The organism is Vibrio sp. VPAP30 (assembly GCF_001188205.1).
Classification (GTDB): domain Bacteria; phylum Pseudomonadota; class Gammaproteobacteria; order Enterobacterales; family Vibrionaceae; genus Vibrio; species Vibrio bivalvicida.
This window is the reverse complement of record NZ_LBLS01000043.1, coordinates 646640-664956: the sequence shown is the minus strand read 5'-3', so window position 1 is coordinate 664956 and position 18317 is coordinate 646640. Positions and strand designations below refer to the sequence as shown.

The window sequence follows — 18317 nt, the reverse complement described above, 5'->3', positions numbered from 1 at the left end:
TTTAACATTTCATTAACTTATCTAATTTCGCTTAGTTCGATTTTTCTCCTACGTTTAAATATCTCATCAGAGGTCATACCAGAAGGAGCTAACATTGAAACTGATCTACTCACTTGTCCTTACTTGTGCTTTAGCACTTGGACAACCTATGCTAACCAACATCGCCTATGCCAGTGGCTACACTCAAACTCAATATCCCATAGTTCTTGTTCATGGACTGTTTGGATTCGATACCCTTGCTGGTGTCGACTATTTTTATGGCATACCCCACTCACTGACGCGTGATGGCGCCACTGTGTACGTTGCGCAAGTATCCGCTTCAAACAGTACCGAAGTAAGGGGGGAGCAACTTCTAGAACAAGTAGAAACCTTATTGGCTGCAACAGGCGCGTCTAAGGTCAACCTAATGGGTCATAGTCATGGCGGCCCCACCGCACGTTATGTCGCATCCGTCAGGCCAGATCTTGTTGCATCAGTCACCAGCATTGGTGGCGTTAACAAGGGTTCTAAAGTTGCTGACTTGGTAAGAGGAACGGTACCGGAAGGCTCGGGGTTAGAAGGGTTAGCGGTAAAACTAGCCGGAGGACTCACCACACTAATTAACCTTCTTTCGGGTGGGACAGATCTTGATCAAGATCCACTAGCCTCTCTCGAAGCGCTAACCACTGAAGGTTCGCTTGCGTTTAATCAACATCACCCATATGGAATTCCCGCCAGCACCTGTGGCGATGGCGACCTTCTCGCTAATAATGGTGTCTATTACTATTCTTGGACAGGATCTTCCACCTTTACCAATCTTTTTGATCCTACTGATGGCGCCATGGTTGTACTGGGCTGGGCATTCGATGAACCAAATGATGGTTTAGTCGGAGCGTGTAGTACCCATTTAGGTAAAGTCATTCGTGATGATTACAAGATGAACCATCTCGACGAAATAAATGGGTTGCTAGGCATTCACCATCTATTTGAGACAGATCCTGTCACACTGTATCGACAACACGCGAATCGCCTAAAACAACAGGGGCTATAAGGAAAACCCGATGAAAAAGACCGCTCTTATTACCGCTACTCTCGTTATTTCTATTGGTTTAGGTACGGTCTTATATAAGTCCGCTAGTATGCCGGACAGTTTACCAGTCGCTCCATCTCAAGTAGATATTGAGGTTGATACCACCACGGCAAAACACTTTTTCGATTTTTCTTTGAGCAGCTTGGGAGAGCAAAGTCTCAATGACATAAAGAAAACGGTCCGTCAACACGTTTCAACGGGCAGCAATCTCACTGATGAAGAGGCGTTATTTACAACTTATTTGCAATACAAAGAAGCGCTTGCTGACCTTGAACCCATGCAAGTCACCTCGCTCACAGCCATAGATTTAGAGCAACTTCACCTACGCATCATGGATTTACAATCTCAGTATTTCTCGCAAGAACAAATCAAGCTGCTATTTGAAGATGAAAACCTGTTACGTCAATTGGCCATCGACAAAGCGAGTATCGCCCAGCAAGATATCAACAATATGCAAAAGCAAGTCTTGATAGAAGATAGGCTTATCGAGCTACCTGAACATATTCGCAAAGCCGAAAGCAACAACCAACTCGTTGTTAATTTAGCGTCTGTATCACGACTTGAGAGTCAAGAGAAATACCTTGCCAGAGTCGAGCTGATCGGCGAAAAAGCAGCACAGCGGCTCACCGCACTCGATCAACAACGTGCCTCTTTCCAATCATCACTCGATTCCTATTTACAGCGTAGAGATAGCCTACTTGCGTCGCCATCTCTTTCAGAGCAAGATAAACAATTTCAAATCAATCAGTTACGAGAGCAAAACTTCGACACAACTCAGTTGAGACGAGTACAAGCGCTTGAAAGAATCCATGACAGTCGTTAAACGATACAACATTGGCAGCATACAAGGTGCTGCCAAACAAAACCTATACACGCTTTTTCGGACAGCCGACTAAGTGATCATCAACCATTCCAACAGCTTGCATAAATGCATAACAGATGGTTTCGCCAACGAACTTAAACCCTTTCTTTTTGAGGAATTTACTCATCGCTTTTGATTGCTGTGTCGAGGTAGGGACATCGCTCATTTGAGTCCAGAGGTTAACAATAGGCTCACCCTCGACAAACTGCCACAATGCCTCAGATAAACTGCCGTACTCTTCGATGAGTGCGAGAGCCGCACGCGCATTACTATAGACAGATGCAATCTTTCCTCTGTGTTTAACCACGTCAAAATTCTCTATAATTGGCTCTACGTTTGATTCATCGTACTGAGATAGACGAAACAAATCGTAGTCTTCAAATGCCGCTCGGTAACCTTCACGTTTTTTTAGAATCGTTATCCAACTTAACCCAGCTTGCGCGCCTTCTAAAGTAATAAACTCAAATAGCACTTTGTCGTCATAGACGGGCACACCCCATTCTGCATCGTGATACTCACGCTCTAGTTCATGATTCATAGCCCATGCGCAAGTTGTATCCTTACTCATTCATTATCCCCTTTAAAAAAACGCCCCCGACAAAGTCAGGGGCATTCCGTTAATATTTCTAGTTAATTTGGCACTTTCACTTTGTGGAATAGACGATACAACACTGGCACGACAATAAGTGTCAGCACTGTTGCAAAACCTAAACCAAACATGATAGTCACCGCCATCGGTTTGAAGAAAATATCAGGGAGCAGAGGAATCATACCCAAGATGGTAGTGATCGCAGCCATACAAACCGGGCGAACACGGCTTAACGCAGCATCCACCACCGCAACATAGGGATCTTTACCCGAATGCATTTCGATCTCTATCTGATCCAACAAAACGATACCGTTTTTCAGCAACATACCTGATAAACTCAAGAAACCAAGTAGGGCCATAAAGCCGAACGGTGTATTCAAAGCCAGTAAGCCTGTGGTCACACCAATTATCGCTAAAGGTACGGTTAACCAAACAATCAAAGGCTCTTTGACTGAGTTAAACAAGAATACCGTCACCAAGAACATAAATAGGTAGCCCATTGGCATAGTGGTAAATAGTGACTTTTGAGCATCACCTGACGACTCATATTCACCGCCCCACTCTAGCGAATAACCTGGCGGCAACTCAATCGCTTCGATTTGTGGCATCAAACGCGTTTGGAGTGTCGCTGCAGTCTCTTCCCCAAGCAAATCGGGATCAGCCATGACGGTCAGCATACGTTTTCGGTTCTTGCGAACTATGATTGAGTCCTCCCAACGAATATCGTAGCCTAATGTCACTTGCTGCAACGGAATATACTCGCCAAGCGCTGGGCTCCAAATCTTCATACCTTCAATATTACGAATATCAACACGCTCACCTTCAGGCAAACGGGCTACTATCGGCATTAACGTCGTACCATCTCGGTAAACACCAATTGATTTACCTGAAAAAGACATCGCTAGGAACTCGTCTACATCAGATTTACTGATGCCGTAACGACGCGCTTGGCTCTCATTAAATTGTGGTTCAAGCACTTTAGTACGCTCTCGCCAATCGTGACGGATGTTCGTCGCACCAGGATCAGCGTGCATGATATCTTCAACTTGTTTAGCAATACCACGCAGTACCGTTGGATCAGAACCAATGATACGAGCTTCTATCTTCGCACCACCACCTGGACCAAGCTCAATTTGCTTAAGCTTATAGTTAATCTCTGGAAATTTGTCTTCTAGGTACAACCTAAAGTTTTTCATCAAACTTTCAAGTTGTTCATAGTCGGCAACACGAGTCGTGATCTCACCATAGGCTGAATAGCTCTTTTCTGGCGAATATGTCAGCATAAAGCGTTGCAAGCCCTGCCCCGCCGTCGCCGTGACATGCTCAACACCTTCTTGCTCTGAAAGCCAAGATTCCAATGCTTTCAACTTAGTATTAGTCGCGCGTATATCAGTCCCTTCAGGTAGCCATATGTCCGTTAGGAACATAGGTGTTGTGGAAGATGGAAAGAAAGACTGCTTAACTTGAGTAAAGCCAACAATGCTCGCAGCCAAGCCAACAATAAGCACAATCACGGTTAACCACGCTCGCTTCATACAAAATTCAAGGAAGCCTTTATAAACCACAAAGATCATTCCATTGTATGGGTCACTGCCTTCTCCTTGTTTGAACTTCTGACCTTTAAAGAAGATATCTGCAAAAAATGGAGTTAGGGAGATAGCGGTAAACCAGCTCAACATCAGCGAAATAAGCAGTACGGTAAACAAAGTACCACAGTACTCACCCGTTGCATCCTCTGACAAGCCAATTGGAGCAAACGCCGTCACTGCAATAACAGTAGCACCAAGCAATGGCCACTTGGTTTGAGTTACGATATCGGTGGCGGCCTGCATTCGCGTTCGCCCTTTTTGCGTACCGATCAATATCCCTTCGACCACCACTATGGCATTGTCCACCAGCATACCCAGTGCGATCACCAGCGCACCTAAAGAGATGCGTTGCAAATCAATAGCGAAGTACTTCATAAAAATGAATGTACCTAACACGGTCAAAAGTAGAATAAGCCCAATCAACAGACCTGAACGTAGCCCCATAAAGAACAACAGCACGATGATCACAATCGCCACTGCCTGACCTAGGCTGACAACGAATCCGCTCACCGACTTGTCGACTTCTTTGGGCTGGCTATAAATTTCAGAGATTCCAACACCGACAGGCTGCTGATACTTCAGCTCGGCAAGACGTCGGTCAAAGCGTTCCCCTACCTCAACAACGTTCACCCCTTGAGCAAAAGAGACCCCTAAATTAAGCGCTAAATCGCCATTAAAGGTAATGATGTTACTAGGAACTTCAACATAACCCCGTTTTATATCGGCAACATCTTTAAGGTAAATTAGGCCCTGTGCACCACTTTCAGTAATAATGAGATCACCAAGTTGGTCCACATTTTCAAACTCACCTGTTGGATGGATTCGAATATATTCATCACCGATTCGAATTGCGCCAGCATCAGAGACAACGTTCTGAGTTGATAACAAGTTAAATACAGTGTTCGGCGCTATTCCGAGAGTACTCAAACGCTTCATCGAAATCTCGATAAAGACCTGCTCTTGCTGCTCACCCGATACAGAAACCTTGCTGACACCGTCAATCAGTTCCAGTTCTCGACGCAAATAGTCAACATAATCGAGTAACTCTTTGTAGCTGTATCCATCGCCAGTTACCGCTAGTAAGATACCGTAAACGTCACCAAAATCATCAATCACTGTCGGGTCATTCACACCAGGTGGGAGTTGCCCTTTAAGATCATTAACCTTACGACGCAACTCATCCCAAATTTGAGGTAAGTCATCAGGGCCATAGTTGTTCTTCATCGAGACAGTGATCTGCGACAAACCTCGACTAGAGGTCGAGTTTACTTCATCGACATACGTAAGCTGTTGAATCGCTTTTTCTATCGGGTACGTCACCTCTTCTTCAACTTGCTGCGGTGTTGCTCCAGGGTAGGAAGTGACAACCATAGCATCTTTAATGGTAAATGCCGGATCTTCTAACTGGCCTAAACTGAAAAATGCACTAACACCACCAATTAAGAAAATCAGTGAGATCATCCAACTGATGACTCGGTTACGGATAAAATAAGCCGCGATTCCCGTTATATCATCATCGCTTTGTGACGAGTTATTGTTGTGTTCACTCATTACCCGCCTCCTGCTTAACTACTTGCACCTGCATTCCTTCCCTTAACCTAGAAACACCTGCTATCACAACTGATTGCTCACGACTCAAGCCATCAAGAATTTCAACTGCATCTTTCGTCGCCTTTCCTGTCACCACTTTCTGTTTCGCGACAGAGTTATCTTCATTGACCACCCAAACATACTTACTTTGTCTGTCGAGTGAGTCGCCATCACCATTGAAGATGGCCTCAATAGGCACTTGTACGCGACCTTTCAACTCGAAACCAATTTCTTTGCTTTTAGAAGTCACTTCTACCGCCATACCGTCAAGAATGTATTCCTCTTCAGGCATAGGAAGCGTTAAAGTCGCCGTAAATGTACCAGTTGCAGGATCTGGCTCAGTGGTAAACTCTTTGACTCTAGCGTTGTACTCATTACCACTTGGAACTCTGACAATCGCTTTGATGCTCTTAGCAGCCACTTGTGTTTGCTTATTCGCATGGAGTCTATCAGGCAGTTGTATCAGCACTTCGACACTGTCGACACTATGGATGTTGACGACTTGCTGACCAACTTGAATATTCTCGTATTGATCTACACTTACCCGAGAAATAATGCCATCAACGGGCGCTTTTAACTGAGTAAAAGACAAGCGAAGTTTCGCTAACTGAAGCTCTGCGTAAGCTATCTGACGGTTAGCTGCTATTTCATCAAATTGAGATTTTGCTAGTAAGCCTTTATCTACTAGTGGTTTAGAACGTTTATATTGACTATCTACGACACTGTAACGTGCCGATGCGTTGTCGACATCAAGCTGGTAGTCAGTGGGATCTAACTCAGCGATTAGGTCTCCCTTTGCAAGATGATCACCTTCTTTGACATAAATTTTGTTGATCTCACCAGAGACACGGAAGCTAAGATGTGAACGTTCTGCGGCATTGGCGACAGCAGGGAAATAAAGTAGATCTGCGCTTACCTCACGATCAGCTAGCGCCAATACCTTAACTTTAGGTGCGCCAAAATCAACATACTGAGGTTCACCTCCACATCCCGATAAAAGTGCAACTGAAGAGAGCGCACATAGATTTAACCATTGCTTCATCTTACAGACCTCGCTCTTTAATCCACTCTCGAACCTTAATGCCCGGCTCGATACCATTCACACCAGAGATTACGATCTGGTCACCTTCATTTAGGCCACTTTGCACTTGTCGCTTGTCATTCAGATCGACCAGGGCTTTAGTAACGATGCCTTGAGAATCTACTCGCCAAACATATGTTTGACCGTCTTCCTCAATCAATGCCGACGTTGGAATCCGCGTTGCTCCGGTAGACTCTACTGCGACGTGGATAGTGCCAGCCATACCCGGTAAAATACCTATGTCTTCGGGTCTTTCCATCACCATGGTGACTTTATAAGAGCCCGTCTTCGGATCTGCTTCAGTATCGACTTCTTGGAATGTCAATTCATATTGGTTCTCAGGGAACGCATCAAACGTCATGTGCGCAGTTAGATTTAGACCACTTGCAAATCGATTGAGGAGATGATCTGGAAGCTGAAAAATAACCTTCATTAACTGCGTCGTTTGAATATTCATTACACCTTCTTTGGCCGCGATATACTCATATGCTTCAGCAGGGACAATGGATACCGTACCATCGTACGGCGCGACTAAACGGGTGTAGCGTAAGTTTGCTTGCGCCTGTTCAAGCGTCGCTCTAGCAGAGTTTCGTTTGGCTTTCGCTTCATCAAAGTCTTGTTCAGAGACAACTTTGTCTTTACGAAGCTTTTTATACCGCTGGAATTGAACATCAGCGAGGCGGTATTGTGCTTCCGCTTGCTTCGCCAATAAGGTGTATTCATCAGGGTTTAATGAGGCTAAAACATCCCCTTTAATGACAGCTTGCCCAGCAACGACATCAATAGATTGCAATTGGCCTGGTACTCGAAAGGCAAGTACCGCTTTATCACCAGCTTCAGAAGTGGCGGGAAAAGAGCGTTCAAAGTGAGCATTGCCGATTGAAACAGTAAACAGTTTAGCTGGCCTAGAATCGGGGTCAGGAACAGGAGGAAGCTCCCTACCACAGCCACTGAGCACAGCAGCTGTTGCAAGAAACAGTATGGATTTGCGCATAATCAATCATCCGTTTGCAGCGATTAGTTACAAAGATAGATGAATGATACCGCCTCTTCCATACGTCAGGTAGAAAATATTATGAAAATTAATAATTTGCCCGTTATATGAGTAGATTGTCGCAATTTTGAACCCTCAGTATATTAATGTGAAGTGAAGGTTCAAAACCGCCGAGCTCTTTGAAGCCGTTAAAGTGTTTTGAACTCTTTATCTACTTTAAACGCATCTGAAGTCACGTAAGCTTCAATATCTCGAATTTGAGTTTCTAGATTGTGAAAATCTCGCTCGATGGTATTGAGCAACATTTCAGGTGTTTGGCCTTGCTGCCAAGGTTTGTTTTTTAGCTTGTGCTCTTGCTCGGTTTTGATCGCTTCGACATAGTTTGCGGGCTGCTTTTCAATCATCAGTGTCATGGCAATGTACGCTAACAGTACCAAGAAGCTACCACCCAGCAGAGCGGCTGAAATCACCAAAATACGCACTAGCCACACTTCTAAAGCAAAATAATTCGCTAACCCTGCACACACGCCCGTTATCTTTCCATTCACAGGATCTCGATAAAGTTCTCGCCTATTCATAACGACGTCTCCAAGTCGGTGACTCCGCATCCAAAATACGCTCTAGCGTGTCTACTCGGTTCTGCATACTGGCCGCTTTCTCCGATAAAGATTCTAGTCGTTGAAGATCTTCATGCGACAGCCCTGTACTTGCATTTTTCTTACTGCGGTAGTGCAAGAATAGCCACAACGGAGCAACGAAAATCAGAAATACGATTAATGGACCAGCAATAAAAAATGACGACATAAATAACTCCTTAATGAAAGGTAGATAGCTTTTCCAAGTCCATGCTATCTACCTAGTTAACTTATCAAAATCTAACTGGAATTACTTTTTATCTTCCATTTGCTGTTTAAGTTTCTCCAATTCTTTTTCAATTTCATCTTGCGCCTGAAGCTCTGCAAATTCTTGGTCGAGTGACTTAGCGTTACCTGTCTTAGCATACAGATCCGCTTCCGCTTCCATTTCATCTACCTTGCGTGAGTATTGCTCAAACTTAGCCATAGCCTCGCTTGTACGCGCTGTATGCAAGTGCTTTTGAACATCACGGCGGTTTGAAGCAGTTTGGCTACGAATTGCCAATGCCTGTTGCTTTGCACGAGTTTCCGTTATTTTTGTTTCTAGCTTGCTGATTTCACCAGTTAGCTTGTCGATGGTCTCCTCAACCAAGGTTTGTTCAGTGTGCAGGCCTTTCAGCATATCTTGCAGTTTTTGCTTCTCTATCAGCGCTGATCGCGCAAGATCTTCACGCTGCTTTGTCAGTGCCAGCGTTGCCTTCTGCTGCCATTCATCGATCGCAGCTTCCATTGAATCTACTTTACGTGCCAACTCTTTTTTGTCTGCAATTGCTTTTGCCGAATTGGTGCGCACTTCCACTAAAGTGTCTTCCATTTCCTGAATGATTAAGCGGATCATTTTTTCAGGATCCTCTGCTTTATCCAATAGAGCACTGATGTTTGAATTAACGATGTCGGCGAATCGAGAGAAAATACCCATTGCGAGGCTCCTTATTTTATTGCATCAAGTTATGGCAAACATAACCATTGAATCTGTGTTTTTTCAATCTACTCAATGGTTCCAAGTTACGTGCCAACATTTCAATCTATATAAATCAAACAGTTATCAAAAAACTCATTGAAATATTTTTTTAACTGTGTTGAATTTGACCTACAGTTGGTAAATTTCACCACGGAGCTATTATGCAGCAAAATCTAATTGGCGAATCCCCTGCCTTTCTCTCGGTACTTGACAAAGTCTCTAAACTGGCAGCAATTGAACGACCAGTACTAATTATCGGTGAACGTGGTACGGGTAAGGAACTCATCGCTCAACGTCTGCATTATCTGTCCAAGCGCTGGGATCAGCCTTTGATTTCGCTAAATTGCTCAACGTTAAGTGAAGGGCTGATCGACTCAGAGCTTTTTGGTCATGAACAAGGCTCATTTACTGGCTCTAAAGGACGTCATAAAGGGCGTTTCGAGCGCGCTGAAAATGGCACTCTGTTTTTGGACGAATTGGCGACGGCTCCTTTGCTGGTTCAAGAAAAGCTTTTGCGAGTCATTGAATACGGCCAGTATGAACGGGTTGGTGGTCATCAGTTGCTTAATGCCAATGTCCGCTTGGTTTGTGCAACCAATGCAGATCTACCTCAAATGGCAGGTCAAGGGGCTTTCAGAGCCGATCTATTAGATAGACTAGCCTTTGACGTTATTCACTTACCTCCGCTTCGCCAGCGGCAAGAAGACATTCTATTACTTGCTGAATATTATGCCATTAAGATGTGCCGCGAATTGGGCTTTGAGTATTTCGTTGGATTTTCGAACCAAGCGGAGCAAAGTTTGCTCGATTACCGTTGGCCAGGCAATGTCCGCGAACTAAAGAATGTTATTGAGCGAGCCGTTTATCAGCATGGAGCAGAGCAAGAACAAATTGAGCAGTTAATATTCGACCCATTTCAATCCTCTTGGACCCCACCCGAGCTGAAGGATGAATCAGCCCAACCACCTCAAGTACCATACTTCCAGTTTCCGATTGATTACAAACAGTGGCAAGAACAGCAAGACCAACTCATACTTAATGAGGCATTAAAGCAAAGTCAGTTCAATCAGCGAAAAGCGGCAGAGCTACTTGGGCTAAGTTATCACCAATTAAGGGGGATGGTACGTAAGTATGACCTTACCAACCTCAATTAGCCGATGAAAATTGTGGTTTTGCTTTGGTTACCATGGGTATTTAGTGGTAAATTATTAGGATCTTAAGGCATAATGATGCGTTCTATTGTGCTTTGTCCCAGACACTTGTTCTTTCTATGAAAGCATTCATTCAGTTTACATTAGGTTTATTTAGCCTCAGCCTGTTAGCAGGTTGTGGTGAAGAGATTGATCACGACAAAATCCGCCAGAAAGGATTCGTCTACTGTGGTCAAGGAGGTCCAACGACCTTTAACCCTCAGCTCGTTGATAGTGGTATTACTACCGAAACACTTAGCCCACAATTGTTCAACACTTTACTGACACTCGATAGCAAAACGTACCAACCTATCCCAAGCCTTGCGACAAAGTGGATGGTAAATAAAGCCGGTACTGAGTACATTTTTACTCTGCGAAAAGGAATTCAGTTTCAAACCACAGCTTGGTTCACGCCTTCTAGATCAATGAACGCGGATGATGTGGAGTTTAGCTTTAATCGCATTGTCGATACCACCAACCCATTTCATTATGTCGGCAGCGGTCTTTACCCTTGGTTTACTGGCATTGATTTTCAAAACTTGATTGTCGACGTGACCGCCCTATCAAAGTACAAGGTGAAGTTCACCTTGAGCCGACCAGACAATAGTTTCTTGTCTAACATTGCCACTAGCCACGCCGTAATCCATTCGAAAGAGTACGCAAATCAGCTCGCGCTCAGTGATGACAAAAGCATGCTAGATAGCCACCCTGTTGGAACTGGGCCTTTTTACCTTGCCGAGTACCAAGCCAATGACCTTATTCGTCTCAAAAGAAACGATCGCTATTGGAAAGTCAGACCTAAAATGGAGCAAGTTGTTTTTGACATTTCTCAACGCGGTACAGGTACGCTAGCGAAACTGCTGCGAAGCGAATGTGACGTACTTAACTCACCACTGTCAAGCCAACTGCCCATTATTGAACAAACGGCCGACGTAGAGTTAACGGCTAAGCCAGCAATGAACATTTCTTTCGTTGCAGTCAACACCTCACACCCTGCACTAAATGATGCTCGGGTGCGCAAAGCCCTTAACTATGCTATCAACCGTCAAAACATCTTAGATTCTGTCTATTATGGTACAGGGAGCCAAGCATATTCTGTTCTGCCCCCTTCCTCATGGGCCTATCAAAAAGACGCCGTACAGATCCGCTATGACCGAAACTATGCCATCGCACTTTTACGTGACGCTGGTTATAGCAAAGGGCTAGAGCTAACTATGTCGGTGCCACTTGAGCCACGAGCTTATAATCCTAGTCCAAGGAAAACAGCAGAGTTAATTCAGGCTAACTTAGCCGACGTTGGCATAAAACTCAATTTGATGGCCGACGACAGGTTCGAGCGCAGTACGCTCAACGACAATGCCAATATTGACCTTCACTTGACAGGTTGGATTGCCAATACAGGTGACCCAGATAACTTTTTGCGCCCTCTCCTATCTTGTGACTCAAAACGCGCAGGGCTAAATGTATCGAGTTGGTGCAACCCAGACTTCGATTTCTTACTCGATTTAGCACTCGAGGTCGACAAGCCACGTTATCGACAGAATCTGTACAAACAAGCGCAGAATATTCTCAATGAAGAGTTCCCTGTGATTCCACTAAACCATGGCATGCAGTTGCAAGCTCATCACGCATCATTGAAGGGCTTCAAAGAGAGTCCATTCAATGCTCAGCCATTTGATACTGTCGAGAGGGTTAAGTAATGCTACTGTATTCGGTTAGACGCTTTAATCTCTTCATAATCACACTATTGATACTCACTATGGTGGGTTTTAGCATTCTCAGACTAGAGCCTAGTTCACCTTGGGCTATCCATGATTTTTGGAACGGCTGGATGCTCTATCTTGGTGAACTCATGCAGTTGAACCTTGGTGTCACTAAACTAGGCACGCCGATTATTGATGAGTTAAGTGTTGTCTTTCCTGCGACTTTAGAATTGTGTTTCATTGCGTTTATTATTTCGCTATTGGTTGGTATTCCCGTTGGCACCTTGGCCGGTATGAAGCAAGGTAAGTGGATAGATACTGTCATTTCATTTACTTCAATGTCTGGTTATTCCGCTCCCTTATTTTGGGTCGCTCTATTAATGATCATGGTGTTCTCGCTACACTTTCAAGTGCTACCCGTTGCTGGCCGTTATGACCTACTTTATCAAATAGAGCATGTCACTGGATTTGCCATCATCGATGCTTTTTTTGCCAATGGCGAGTACCGAGCACACGCGCTTCAGAGCGTTCTGGAACACTTAATCCTGCCATGCTTGGTACTTGCTCTAGCACCGACCACTCAAGTCATTGGCTTGATGCGAGCTTCGGTAGCAGAAGTTATGGGACAGAACTATATTCGTGCCGCCCGCATCAAGGGTTTGTCGACGCACGAGATCGTCACCCAACATGTGCTGCGCAACGCTATTCCACCTATCATTCCAAAAATAGGCGTGCAACTTTCAAGTATGTTGACACTTGCCATTATCACCGAGTCAATATTTAACTGGCCAGGCATTGGCCGCTGGTTACTCGATGCCCTATCCAATCAAGATTACGTTGCCATTCAAGCGGGGGTTATCGTGGTTGCTAGCTTTGTTCTTACTGCCAACATCTTGTCAGATTTGATTGGTGCAATGGTCAACCCACTGGTAAGGAAGGAGTGGTATGCTAACCGATAACGTTTATCAAGAAGAGCGTATCCCTACCCAGTTCGAACGTTTCTGGCGTAGCTTCCGAGCAAACAATTTGGCAATGTTTGGTCTGTGGTGCCTGCTGATTCTGTGCCTGATTACATTGGTTTCGCCGTGGTTAACCCCCCACGATCCGCAGGCTCAAAGTGGAGAGTTACTTATCCCTCCCTCTTGGAACCCGACTGGCACAGTAGAATATTTCCTTGGTACAGATGACTTAGGCCGAGACATACTGTCTCGACTAATCGAAGGCTCGCGATTCACATTTGGCGCAGCCTTTGTGGTTACACTCGTCGCCACAGTGATCGGTTGTTTGATTGGTGTGCTAGCAGGCATGACCAAAGGACTGCTATCAAGTGTTTTGAATCACTTGCTAGATACCGTTATGTCTATTCCATCATTACTATTAGCAATTATATTCGTTGCTTTCTTAGGGTTTGGTGAATTCAATATACTCCTCGCAATCTGCTTAGCCTTGATACCAAGGTTCGTTCGTTCCGTCTACATTGCGGTACATACTGAAGTTGAAAAAGACTACATCATGGCAGCTCGCTTAGATGGGGCAAACCAGTTCTACCTACTATGGAACTCAATATTACCCAACATTTTGGTAGTTGTTGCCACTGAAGTTACCCTTGCTTGGTCAATTGCTATTCTAGATATCACCGCGCTAGGCTTCTTAGGGTTAGGCGCGCAGGCACCGAGCACCGAATGGGGGGCCATACTTGGCGATTCTGTTGAGCTGATCTACCTTGCCCCTTGGACTGTGACCCTTCCAGGGCTCGCCATTATGTTTACCGTTATTGTCATTAATCTGGTTGGTGAAGGAATTCGCCAAGCGCTTAATGCGGGGATCGAATAATGCCGTTATTAGATATTCGACATCTCACCATCGAGATTGAAACACCGCAAGGAATGATGAAAGCGGTAGATCGTATGAGTCTGACCATGAACGAAGGCGAAATACGAGGATTAGTTGGTGAGTCTGGTTCAGGCAAGAGCCTTGTTGCTAAGGCGATCGTTGGCGTTTGTAAAGATAACTGGAAAGTTAGCGCCGACCGGATGAGACTAGGTAATGTAGACTTACTCCAATTGACTCCTAAAGAGCGGCGCCGCGTCATAGCCCGTGATATAGCTATGATTTTTCAAGAACCCTCTACCTGTTTAGACCCTTCAGAAGAAGTGGGTAAGCAGTTGATTGAAGCCATTCCATCACGCTCTTTTGAAGGTAAGTGGTGGGAGCGGTTTAAGTGGCGAAAAAAACAAGCGGTTGCGCTACTTCATAAGGTTGGAATTAAAAACCATCAACAAATCATGGAGAGTTTTCCCTATGAACTCACTGATGGTGAGTGCCAAAAAATCATGATTGCAATGGCCATCGCTGCTAAGCCAAAGCTCTTGATTGCTGACGAGCCAACCAATGATCTAGACCCTATAACTCAATCTCAGATTTTGCGCTTGCTCAGTAGGATGAACCAATTGCACAACACATCCATCATGCTGATCGGGCACGACTTAACCACTATTACTCAGTGGGCGACACGTATTACTGTCATGTATTGTGGCCAATCTGTTGAGTCTGCAGATACCAGTAAGATTTTAGACAAACCTAAACACCCTTATACCGCAGCACTGCTTAAAGCTATGCCCGACTTTAACGACTGGATTCCGCATAAAGAGAAACTCCAGTCGTTACCGGGCTCTATTCCACCGCTCCAGCATTTGCCCATTGGCTGCCGCCTTGGCCCACGTTGCCCCTATGCGCAGCGCCAATGCGTTGAAATACCGATGACTCGTCGAATTAAAAATCATAAATTTGCCTGCCACTTCCCGTTGAATATGGAGAAGAAAAAACTATGAGTGCCCTATTAGAAGTCAATGAGTTATCAAAAACCTTCGTTACGCGCTCTAGTCTGTTTCGCAAAAAGGTTCAACAAGCAGTAAAACCGGTCAGCTTTAGCCTTGAGGCAGGACAGACCATAGGCTTTATCGGCCAAAACGGTTCGGGTAAGTCAACCTTAGCACGAATGCTCTCGGGGGTTGTTGAGCCCACATCAGGTGAAATTCGAGTCAATGGTGAACTGCTAAAACATGAAGACTATTCCACGCGCTGCAAACTTATTCGAATGATTTTCCAAGATCCAAATACCTCTTTGAATCCTCGCATTCAAATTGGACGAATCTTGGAAGGCCCACTAAAAAGAAATACGAGTATGCCCCCCGAAGCGCGTATGAAACGAGTAAAAGAAACACTTCTTAGAGTGGGGTTACTTCCTGAGCACGCCTATTTCTATCCGCAGATGCTCGCTACGGGTCAGAAGCAGCGTGTTTGTCTCGCACGAGCGTTAATTCTCCAACCTTCCGTTATTGTTGCCGATGAAGCGCTGAATGGGCTGGATATGGCAATGCGCTCACAGATCATCAACTTATTCTTAGAGCTTCAAGAAGAGATGGGCGTCTCGTTTATTTATGTGTCACAGCATATCGGCATTGTAAAACACATTACCGATAAAGTGATGGTGATGCATGAAGGGGAACTCGTCGAGAGCGGTGAAACCCATGAAGTGCTTAGTTGCCCAACTCATCCTGTGACACAAAGATTAGTAGAAAGTCATTTCAATAAGGCGACCTGCTTTAAATAGGACTACTCATGCTAAGGAAAGCAATGCTTGGAATTATAGTGCTTGCCACTTCATTCCATTCTCAGGCATACAGTACACAACAAACTTGGCTCGATACCCAGTTTGTCGAGAAGGCTTTTATCAATGTTGCGCTGCGTAATGAGTACTCGTCTGGAAGTAAGCCATTAGTAAAATGGAATGAGCCTATAAAAATATGGGTCCAGCACAAAGTACCGGACAAAGCGCTTCACGATGAGCTTACAGACGCACATTTGCGTCACTTAGAGCAGATAACTGGACATCGAATTCAAAGAGTGGCATCACGTGAACAAGCGAATATCGTCTGGGTGTTTACTAAAGAATCTAAGTGGCGTGAGGATATCGAACGAGAGCTAGGTAAACCAGCGCTTGCGAAAGTATATGGGGCGATCTGCAAAGCAGGTTACCAAGTCGGTCGTAACGGCGCTCTTTCTCACGCAGCCATCATCATACCAGTCGATCAAGCTAGGGAGCATGGTAAGTTGCTTGCCTGTATCGTTGAAGAGATCACTCAAGTATTGGGGTTGCCGAACGACTCAGAGAGCGCTTTCCCATCGATTTTTAATGATGAAACTCCCGAAGATCTGCTCTCTCCGCTTGATGTCGTTCTTTTAAAACTACTCTATGAGCCTGAGCTCAAACCTGGGATGAGTCAAAAGCAAGTCACGCCTATTATTAGAAAGCTATTAGCCAAATACAAAAAAGACGGCACGTTAAATCGTGCCGTCTCTATCGCAAAGCAAGGGGAACTATTTCGGCTGATAGGCTATTAACGTCAGCCCTAGCCGCGCTTTTTCAGCTCAACTTCAAATTCGTCTGGGTATAGCACTACACCTTCTTCGTTGTCGTTAGGAAAAACAACAACTGATAGCTCGTCATCTTCAAGACCGTTCGTCCAACGACTAAACCATTTTGCCGTCGAAATTGGCTCTGCTTTACAATGCTCCCAGTCTCCGGTTGCCCACTGCTCAGCAAACTCTTGGTGGGGCCAAACCGGCACACAATCTTCCTCTTCGGTGTTGAGCATTACGCAGCCATGCTCATCAGTCAAGATCCAAACCTTACGGTTTTTGGCGATTTCTTTAATGCAGTAGTTAAAGCGCTCATCAGGGCGCATTTTATTCACTGTTTCTAGTTGCTCATTTGATAGCGACATATTCACTTCCTCGCAAAGAAAACGCCCATGGCGTGACCATGGGCGTTAGGGTATACATTAGAGAGATAGAATTAAGCTAGTTCAGCTTGAAGCCAAGGCCAACCTTGCTTCTTACGACTTAGCGTGTTTTCCATCATTAGCATGCCGTCTTTCTCATGCTTAACAAGTTTCTCAGCCCACTCACCTTTGTAAAGTAGACGAGTTTGAGCTGTAGTGATGTCTGTTAGCATTACTGCTGCAAACGCCAAACCTTGTTCAGCACAGCGGCTTTCTAGATCAGCTTCTAGCGCTTCGATCATGCCGTCAACTTGCTCAAGTGTTGCAAGCTCAACCTGACCAACAACTACGTCACGACCGTTGAATGGGTAACCTTTCAGGTCTTTTTCCACAAGCTCAGCCGCTGATAGGCCTTCGATATTTGTTTTAGCGATAAGTAGATCTTTAATGAATGCATCTACATCGCAAACGTCAGCGATTTTCGCTAGCTCTTCTACTGCATCTTTATCTTTTTGAGTACAGGTTGGAGAAGCAAAGCCGACAGTGTCAGATAGGATTGCTGACATCATTAGCTTAGCGATCTTAGGCGTGATTTCGTGGCCTTCGATTTTAAACATGTTAAACAGTACTGTGTTAGTACAGCCAACAGGCCAGATCCAAGCTTCCATAGGGTTTACAGTCATCACGTCACCTAGGCGGTGGTGATCGACGATACCTAGAATTTCTGCGTCAGCCACATCATCTGGTGCTTGTGCTAGATCTGAGTAATCTACTAACCAGATTTTCTCACCCGCCACTGAAGTACGTAGCTCAGGAACTTCTGCGCCAGCCACTTCTAGAATGTGTTGAGTTTCACGGTTAATTTCACCTTGGCGAATAGGCATCGCTTCAACGCCACGTGCTTTCAGCAGCTCAGTCGCTACTAGTGCACTACAGATACTATCACTATCAGGGTTCTTGTGACCTACAACTAGAATCATCTTTTTTCCTATCTGACTAAATTTCTTCCCACGCGGGGTAATTACTCACAAACCCGGCATTTTACCGGATTTTGGTGATTTGTCATCGGTTGGATAGAGAATATTTCATCATAAGCCATGACCAATAACCGTTATCAAACCTAACCCTCATTTAAGTTTAGCACTAATCCCATCATGCTTCTCAACAATAAGACACACTTAATACCATGGTTCACCTAGCAGGTAAGGCAAAAAGTTATTGCAAACAATTCTCATTAGCATATAGTTGATAATAATTCGTATTCACAGTT

Annotated in this window: 18 protein-coding genes; 9 read left to right on the top strand and 9 right to left on the bottom strand. The window is 44.8% G+C overall.

Annotated features, from left to right (window positions below; all coding sequences use genetic code 11):
• Nucleotides 1–94 precede the first annotated feature (94 nt).
• Together ZX61_RS23200 and ZX61_RS23195 are read left to right on the top strand one after the other, a co-directional pair.
• Nucleotides 95–1030, top strand: a complete 936-nt coding sequence (locus ZX61_RS23200; protein ID WP_049846940.1) for an esterase/lipase family protein — start codon at nucleotides 95–97, stop codon at nucleotides 1028–1030.
• Nucleotides 1031–1040: 10 nt separating this feature from the next.
• A complete protein-coding gene (locus ZX61_RS23195; RefSeq protein ID WP_049846939.1) occupies nucleotides 1041–1892 on the top strand; it encodes a lipase secretion chaperone in 852 nt (283 codons plus the stop codon).
• A gap of 43 nt (nucleotides 1893–1935) precedes the next feature.
• On the opposite strand, the gene ZX61_RS23190 is transcribed toward ZX61_RS23195, so the two are convergent.
• The 7 genes from ZX61_RS23190 to pspA all read right to left on the bottom strand — a co-directional run bounded on the left by ZX61_RS23190 (nucleotide 1936) and on the right by pspA (nucleotide 9328).
• Nucleotides 1936–2499 (bottom strand): DNA-3-methyladenine glycosylase I, encoded by a 564-nt coding sequence (locus ZX61_RS23190; RefSeq protein WP_049846938.1) that lies wholly within the window; start codon nucleotides 2497–2499, stop codon nucleotides 1936–1938.
• Nucleotides 2500–2561: 62 nt separating this feature from the next.
• The gene (locus tag ZX61_RS23185; protein WP_049846937.1) at nucleotides 2562–5660 is read right to left on the bottom strand and encodes an efflux RND transporter permease subunit; all 3099 of its coding nucleotides are present in this window, start codon (nucleotides 5658–5660) and stop codon (nucleotides 2562–2564) included.
• Nucleotides 5653–6741 carry an efflux RND transporter periplasmic adaptor subunit gene (locus tag ZX61_RS23180; protein WP_049846936.1) on the bottom strand — a complete coding sequence of 363 codons (1089 nt, stop codon included), beginning with the start codon at nucleotides 6739–6741 and terminating at the stop codon, nucleotides 5653–5655. Before ZX61_RS23180 ends, ZX61_RS23185 begins: the two co-directional genes overlap by 8 nt.
• Before the next feature lies 1 nt (nucleotide 6742).
• Nucleotides 6743–7774: an efflux RND transporter periplasmic adaptor subunit gene (locus ZX61_RS23175; protein ID WP_049846935.1), complete on the bottom strand. Its 1032-nt coding sequence runs from the start codon at nucleotides 7772–7774 to the stop codon at nucleotides 6743–6745.
• A gap of 188 nt (nucleotides 7775–7962) precedes the next feature.
• Nucleotides 7963–8382 (bottom strand): envelope stress response membrane protein PspC, encoded by a 420-nt coding sequence (gene pspC, locus ZX61_RS23170; RefSeq protein ID WP_200904267.1) that lies wholly within the window; start codon nucleotides 8380–8382, stop codon nucleotides 7963–7965.
• Nucleotides 8345–8578, bottom strand: coding sequence for an envelope stress response membrane protein PspB (pspB, locus tag ZX61_RS23165; protein ID WP_049846933.1), 234 nt, complete (start codon nucleotides 8576–8578; stop codon nucleotides 8345–8347). Before pspB ends, pspC begins: the two co-directional genes overlap by 38 nt.
• Nucleotides 8579–8659: 81 nt before the next feature.
• Nucleotides 8660–9328 (bottom strand): phage shock protein PspA, encoded by a 669-nt coding sequence (gene pspA / locus ZX61_RS23160; protein ID WP_049846932.1) that lies wholly within the window; start codon nucleotides 9326–9328, stop codon nucleotides 8660–8662.
• A 203-nt stretch (nucleotides 9329–9531) separates the two neighbouring features.
• Here pspA and pspF point away from each other — a divergent pair, with 203 nt between their 5' ends.
• The 7 genes from pspF to ZX61_RS23125 all read left to right on the top strand — a co-directional run bounded on the left by pspF (nucleotide 9532) and on the right by ZX61_RS23125 (nucleotide 16667).
• The gene (gene pspF, locus ZX61_RS23155; RefSeq protein ID WP_049846931.1) at nucleotides 9532–10524 is read left to right on the top strand and encodes a phage shock protein operon transcriptional activator; all 993 of its coding nucleotides are present in this window, start codon (nucleotides 9532–9534) and stop codon (nucleotides 10522–10524) included.
• Between the two features lie 116 nt (nucleotides 10525–10640).
• The gene (sapA, locus tag ZX61_RS23150; protein ID WP_049846930.1) at nucleotides 10641–12260 is read left to right on the top strand and encodes an ABC transporter substrate-binding protein SapA; all 1620 of its coding nucleotides are present in this window, start codon (nucleotides 10641–10643) and stop codon (nucleotides 12258–12260) included.
• Complete coding sequence (locus tag ZX61_RS23145) at nucleotides 12260–13222, top strand: ABC transporter permease (RefSeq protein ID WP_049846929.1); 963 nt, start codon at nucleotides 12260–12262, stop codon at nucleotides 13220–13222. The genes sapA and ZX61_RS23145 overlap by 1 nt, the downstream gene beginning before the upstream one ends.
• Nucleotides 13209–14096, top strand: coding sequence for a putrescine export ABC transporter permease SapC (gene sapC, locus ZX61_RS23140; RefSeq protein ID WP_049846928.1), 888 nt, complete (start codon nucleotides 13209–13211; stop codon nucleotides 14094–14096). Before ZX61_RS23145 ends, sapC begins: the two co-directional genes overlap by 14 nt.
• A complete protein-coding gene (locus ZX61_RS23135) occupies nucleotides 14096–15094 on the top strand; it encodes a peptide ABC transporter ATP-binding protein (RefSeq protein WP_049846927.1) in 999 nt (332 codons plus the stop codon). The genes sapC and ZX61_RS23135 overlap by 1 nt, the downstream gene beginning before the upstream one ends.
• Nucleotides 15091–15876 (top strand): peptide ABC transporter ATP-binding protein, encoded by a 786-nt coding sequence (locus tag ZX61_RS23130; RefSeq protein ID WP_049846926.1) that lies wholly within the window; start codon nucleotides 15091–15093, stop codon nucleotides 15874–15876. The genes ZX61_RS23135 and ZX61_RS23130 overlap by 4 nt, the downstream gene beginning before the upstream one ends.
• Before the next feature lie 8 nt (nucleotides 15877–15884).
• Nucleotides 15885–16667 (top strand): DUF2927 domain-containing protein, encoded by a 783-nt coding sequence (locus tag ZX61_RS23125; RefSeq protein ID WP_049846925.1) that lies wholly within the window; start codon nucleotides 15885–15887, stop codon nucleotides 16665–16667.
• A gap of 8 nt (nucleotides 16668–16675) precedes the next feature.
• Here the strand turns inward: ZX61_RS23125 and ZX61_RS23120 are convergent, their stop codons facing one another.
• Together ZX61_RS23120 and ZX61_RS23115 are read right to left on the bottom strand one after the other, a co-directional pair.
• Nucleotides 16676–17050 carry a DUF2750 domain-containing protein gene (locus tag ZX61_RS23120; RefSeq protein WP_049846924.1) on the bottom strand — a complete coding sequence of 125 codons (375 nt, stop codon included), beginning with the start codon at nucleotides 17048–17050 and terminating at the stop codon, nucleotides 16676–16678.
• A gap of 71 nt (nucleotides 17051–17121) precedes the next feature.
• Nucleotides 17122–18027 (bottom strand): manganese-dependent inorganic pyrophosphatase, encoded by a 906-nt coding sequence (locus tag ZX61_RS23115; RefSeq protein ID WP_049846923.1) that lies wholly within the window; start codon nucleotides 18025–18027, stop codon nucleotides 17122–17124.
• Nucleotides 18028–18317 lie beyond the last annotated feature (290 nt).

Excerpts from the sequence above, each read along its gene's own strand:
- ZX61_RS23175 (WP_049846935.1), bottom strand. The coding sequence starts at position 7,774 with ATGCGCAAATCCATACTGTTTCTTGCAACAGCTGCTGTGCTCAGTGGC.
- ZX61_RS23120 (WP_049846924.1), bottom strand. The coding sequence starts at position 17,050 with ATGTCGCTATCAAATGAGCAACTAGAAACAGTGAATAAAATGCGCCCT.
- ZX61_RS23125 (WP_049846925.1), top strand. The coding sequence starts at position 15,885 with ATGCTAAGGAAAGCAATGCTTGGAATTATAGTGCTTGCCACTTCATTC.
- ZX61_RS23180 (WP_049846936.1), bottom strand. The coding sequence starts at position 6,741 with ATGAAGCAATGGTTAAATCTATGTGCGCTCTCTTCAGTTGCACTTTTA.
- ZX61_RS23185 (WP_049846937.1), bottom strand. The coding sequence starts at position 5,660 with ATGAGTGAACACAACAATAACTCGTCACAAAGCGATGATGATATAACG.
- ZX61_RS23135 (WP_049846927.1), top strand. The coding sequence starts at position 14,096 with ATGCCGTTATTAGATATTCGACATCTCACCATCGAGATTGAAACACCG.
- sapC (WP_049846928.1), top strand. The coding sequence starts at position 13,209 with ATGCTAACCGATAACGTTTATCAAGAAGAGCGTATCCCTACCCAGTTC.
- ZX61_RS23145 (WP_049846929.1), top strand. The coding sequence starts at position 12,260 with ATGCTACTGTATTCGGTTAGACGCTTTAATCTCTTCATAATCACACTA.
- pspF (WP_049846931.1), top strand. The coding sequence starts at position 9,532 with ATGCAGCAAAATCTAATTGGCGAATCCCCTGCCTTTCTCTCGGTACTT.
- pspA (WP_049846932.1), bottom strand. The coding sequence starts at position 9,328 with ATGGGTATTTTCTCTCGATTCGCCGACATCGTTAATTCAAACATCAGT.
- ZX61_RS23115 (WP_049846923.1), bottom strand. The coding sequence starts at position 18,027 with ATGATTCTAGTTGTAGGTCACAAGAACCCTGATAGTGATAGTATCTGT.
- pspC (WP_200904267.1), bottom strand. The coding sequence starts at position 8,382 with ATGCGGAGTCACCGACTTGGAGACGTCGTTATGAATAGGCGAGAACTT.
- ZX61_RS23190 (WP_049846938.1), bottom strand. The coding sequence starts at position 2,499 with ATGAGTAAGGATACAACTTGCGCATGGGCTATGAATCATGAACTAGAG.
- ZX61_RS23195 (WP_049846939.1), top strand. The coding sequence starts at position 1,041 with ATGAAAAAGACCGCTCTTATTACCGCTACTCTCGTTATTTCTATTGGT.
- sapA (WP_049846930.1), top strand. The coding sequence starts at position 10,641 with ATGAAAGCATTCATTCAGTTTACATTAGGTTTATTTAGCCTCAGCCTG.
- ZX61_RS23130 (WP_049846926.1), top strand. The coding sequence starts at position 15,091 with ATGAGTGCCCTATTAGAAGTCAATGAGTTATCAAAAACCTTCGTTACG.
- pspB (WP_049846933.1), bottom strand. The coding sequence starts at position 8,578 with ATGTCGTCATTTTTTATTGCTGGTCCATTAATCGTATTTCTGATTTTC.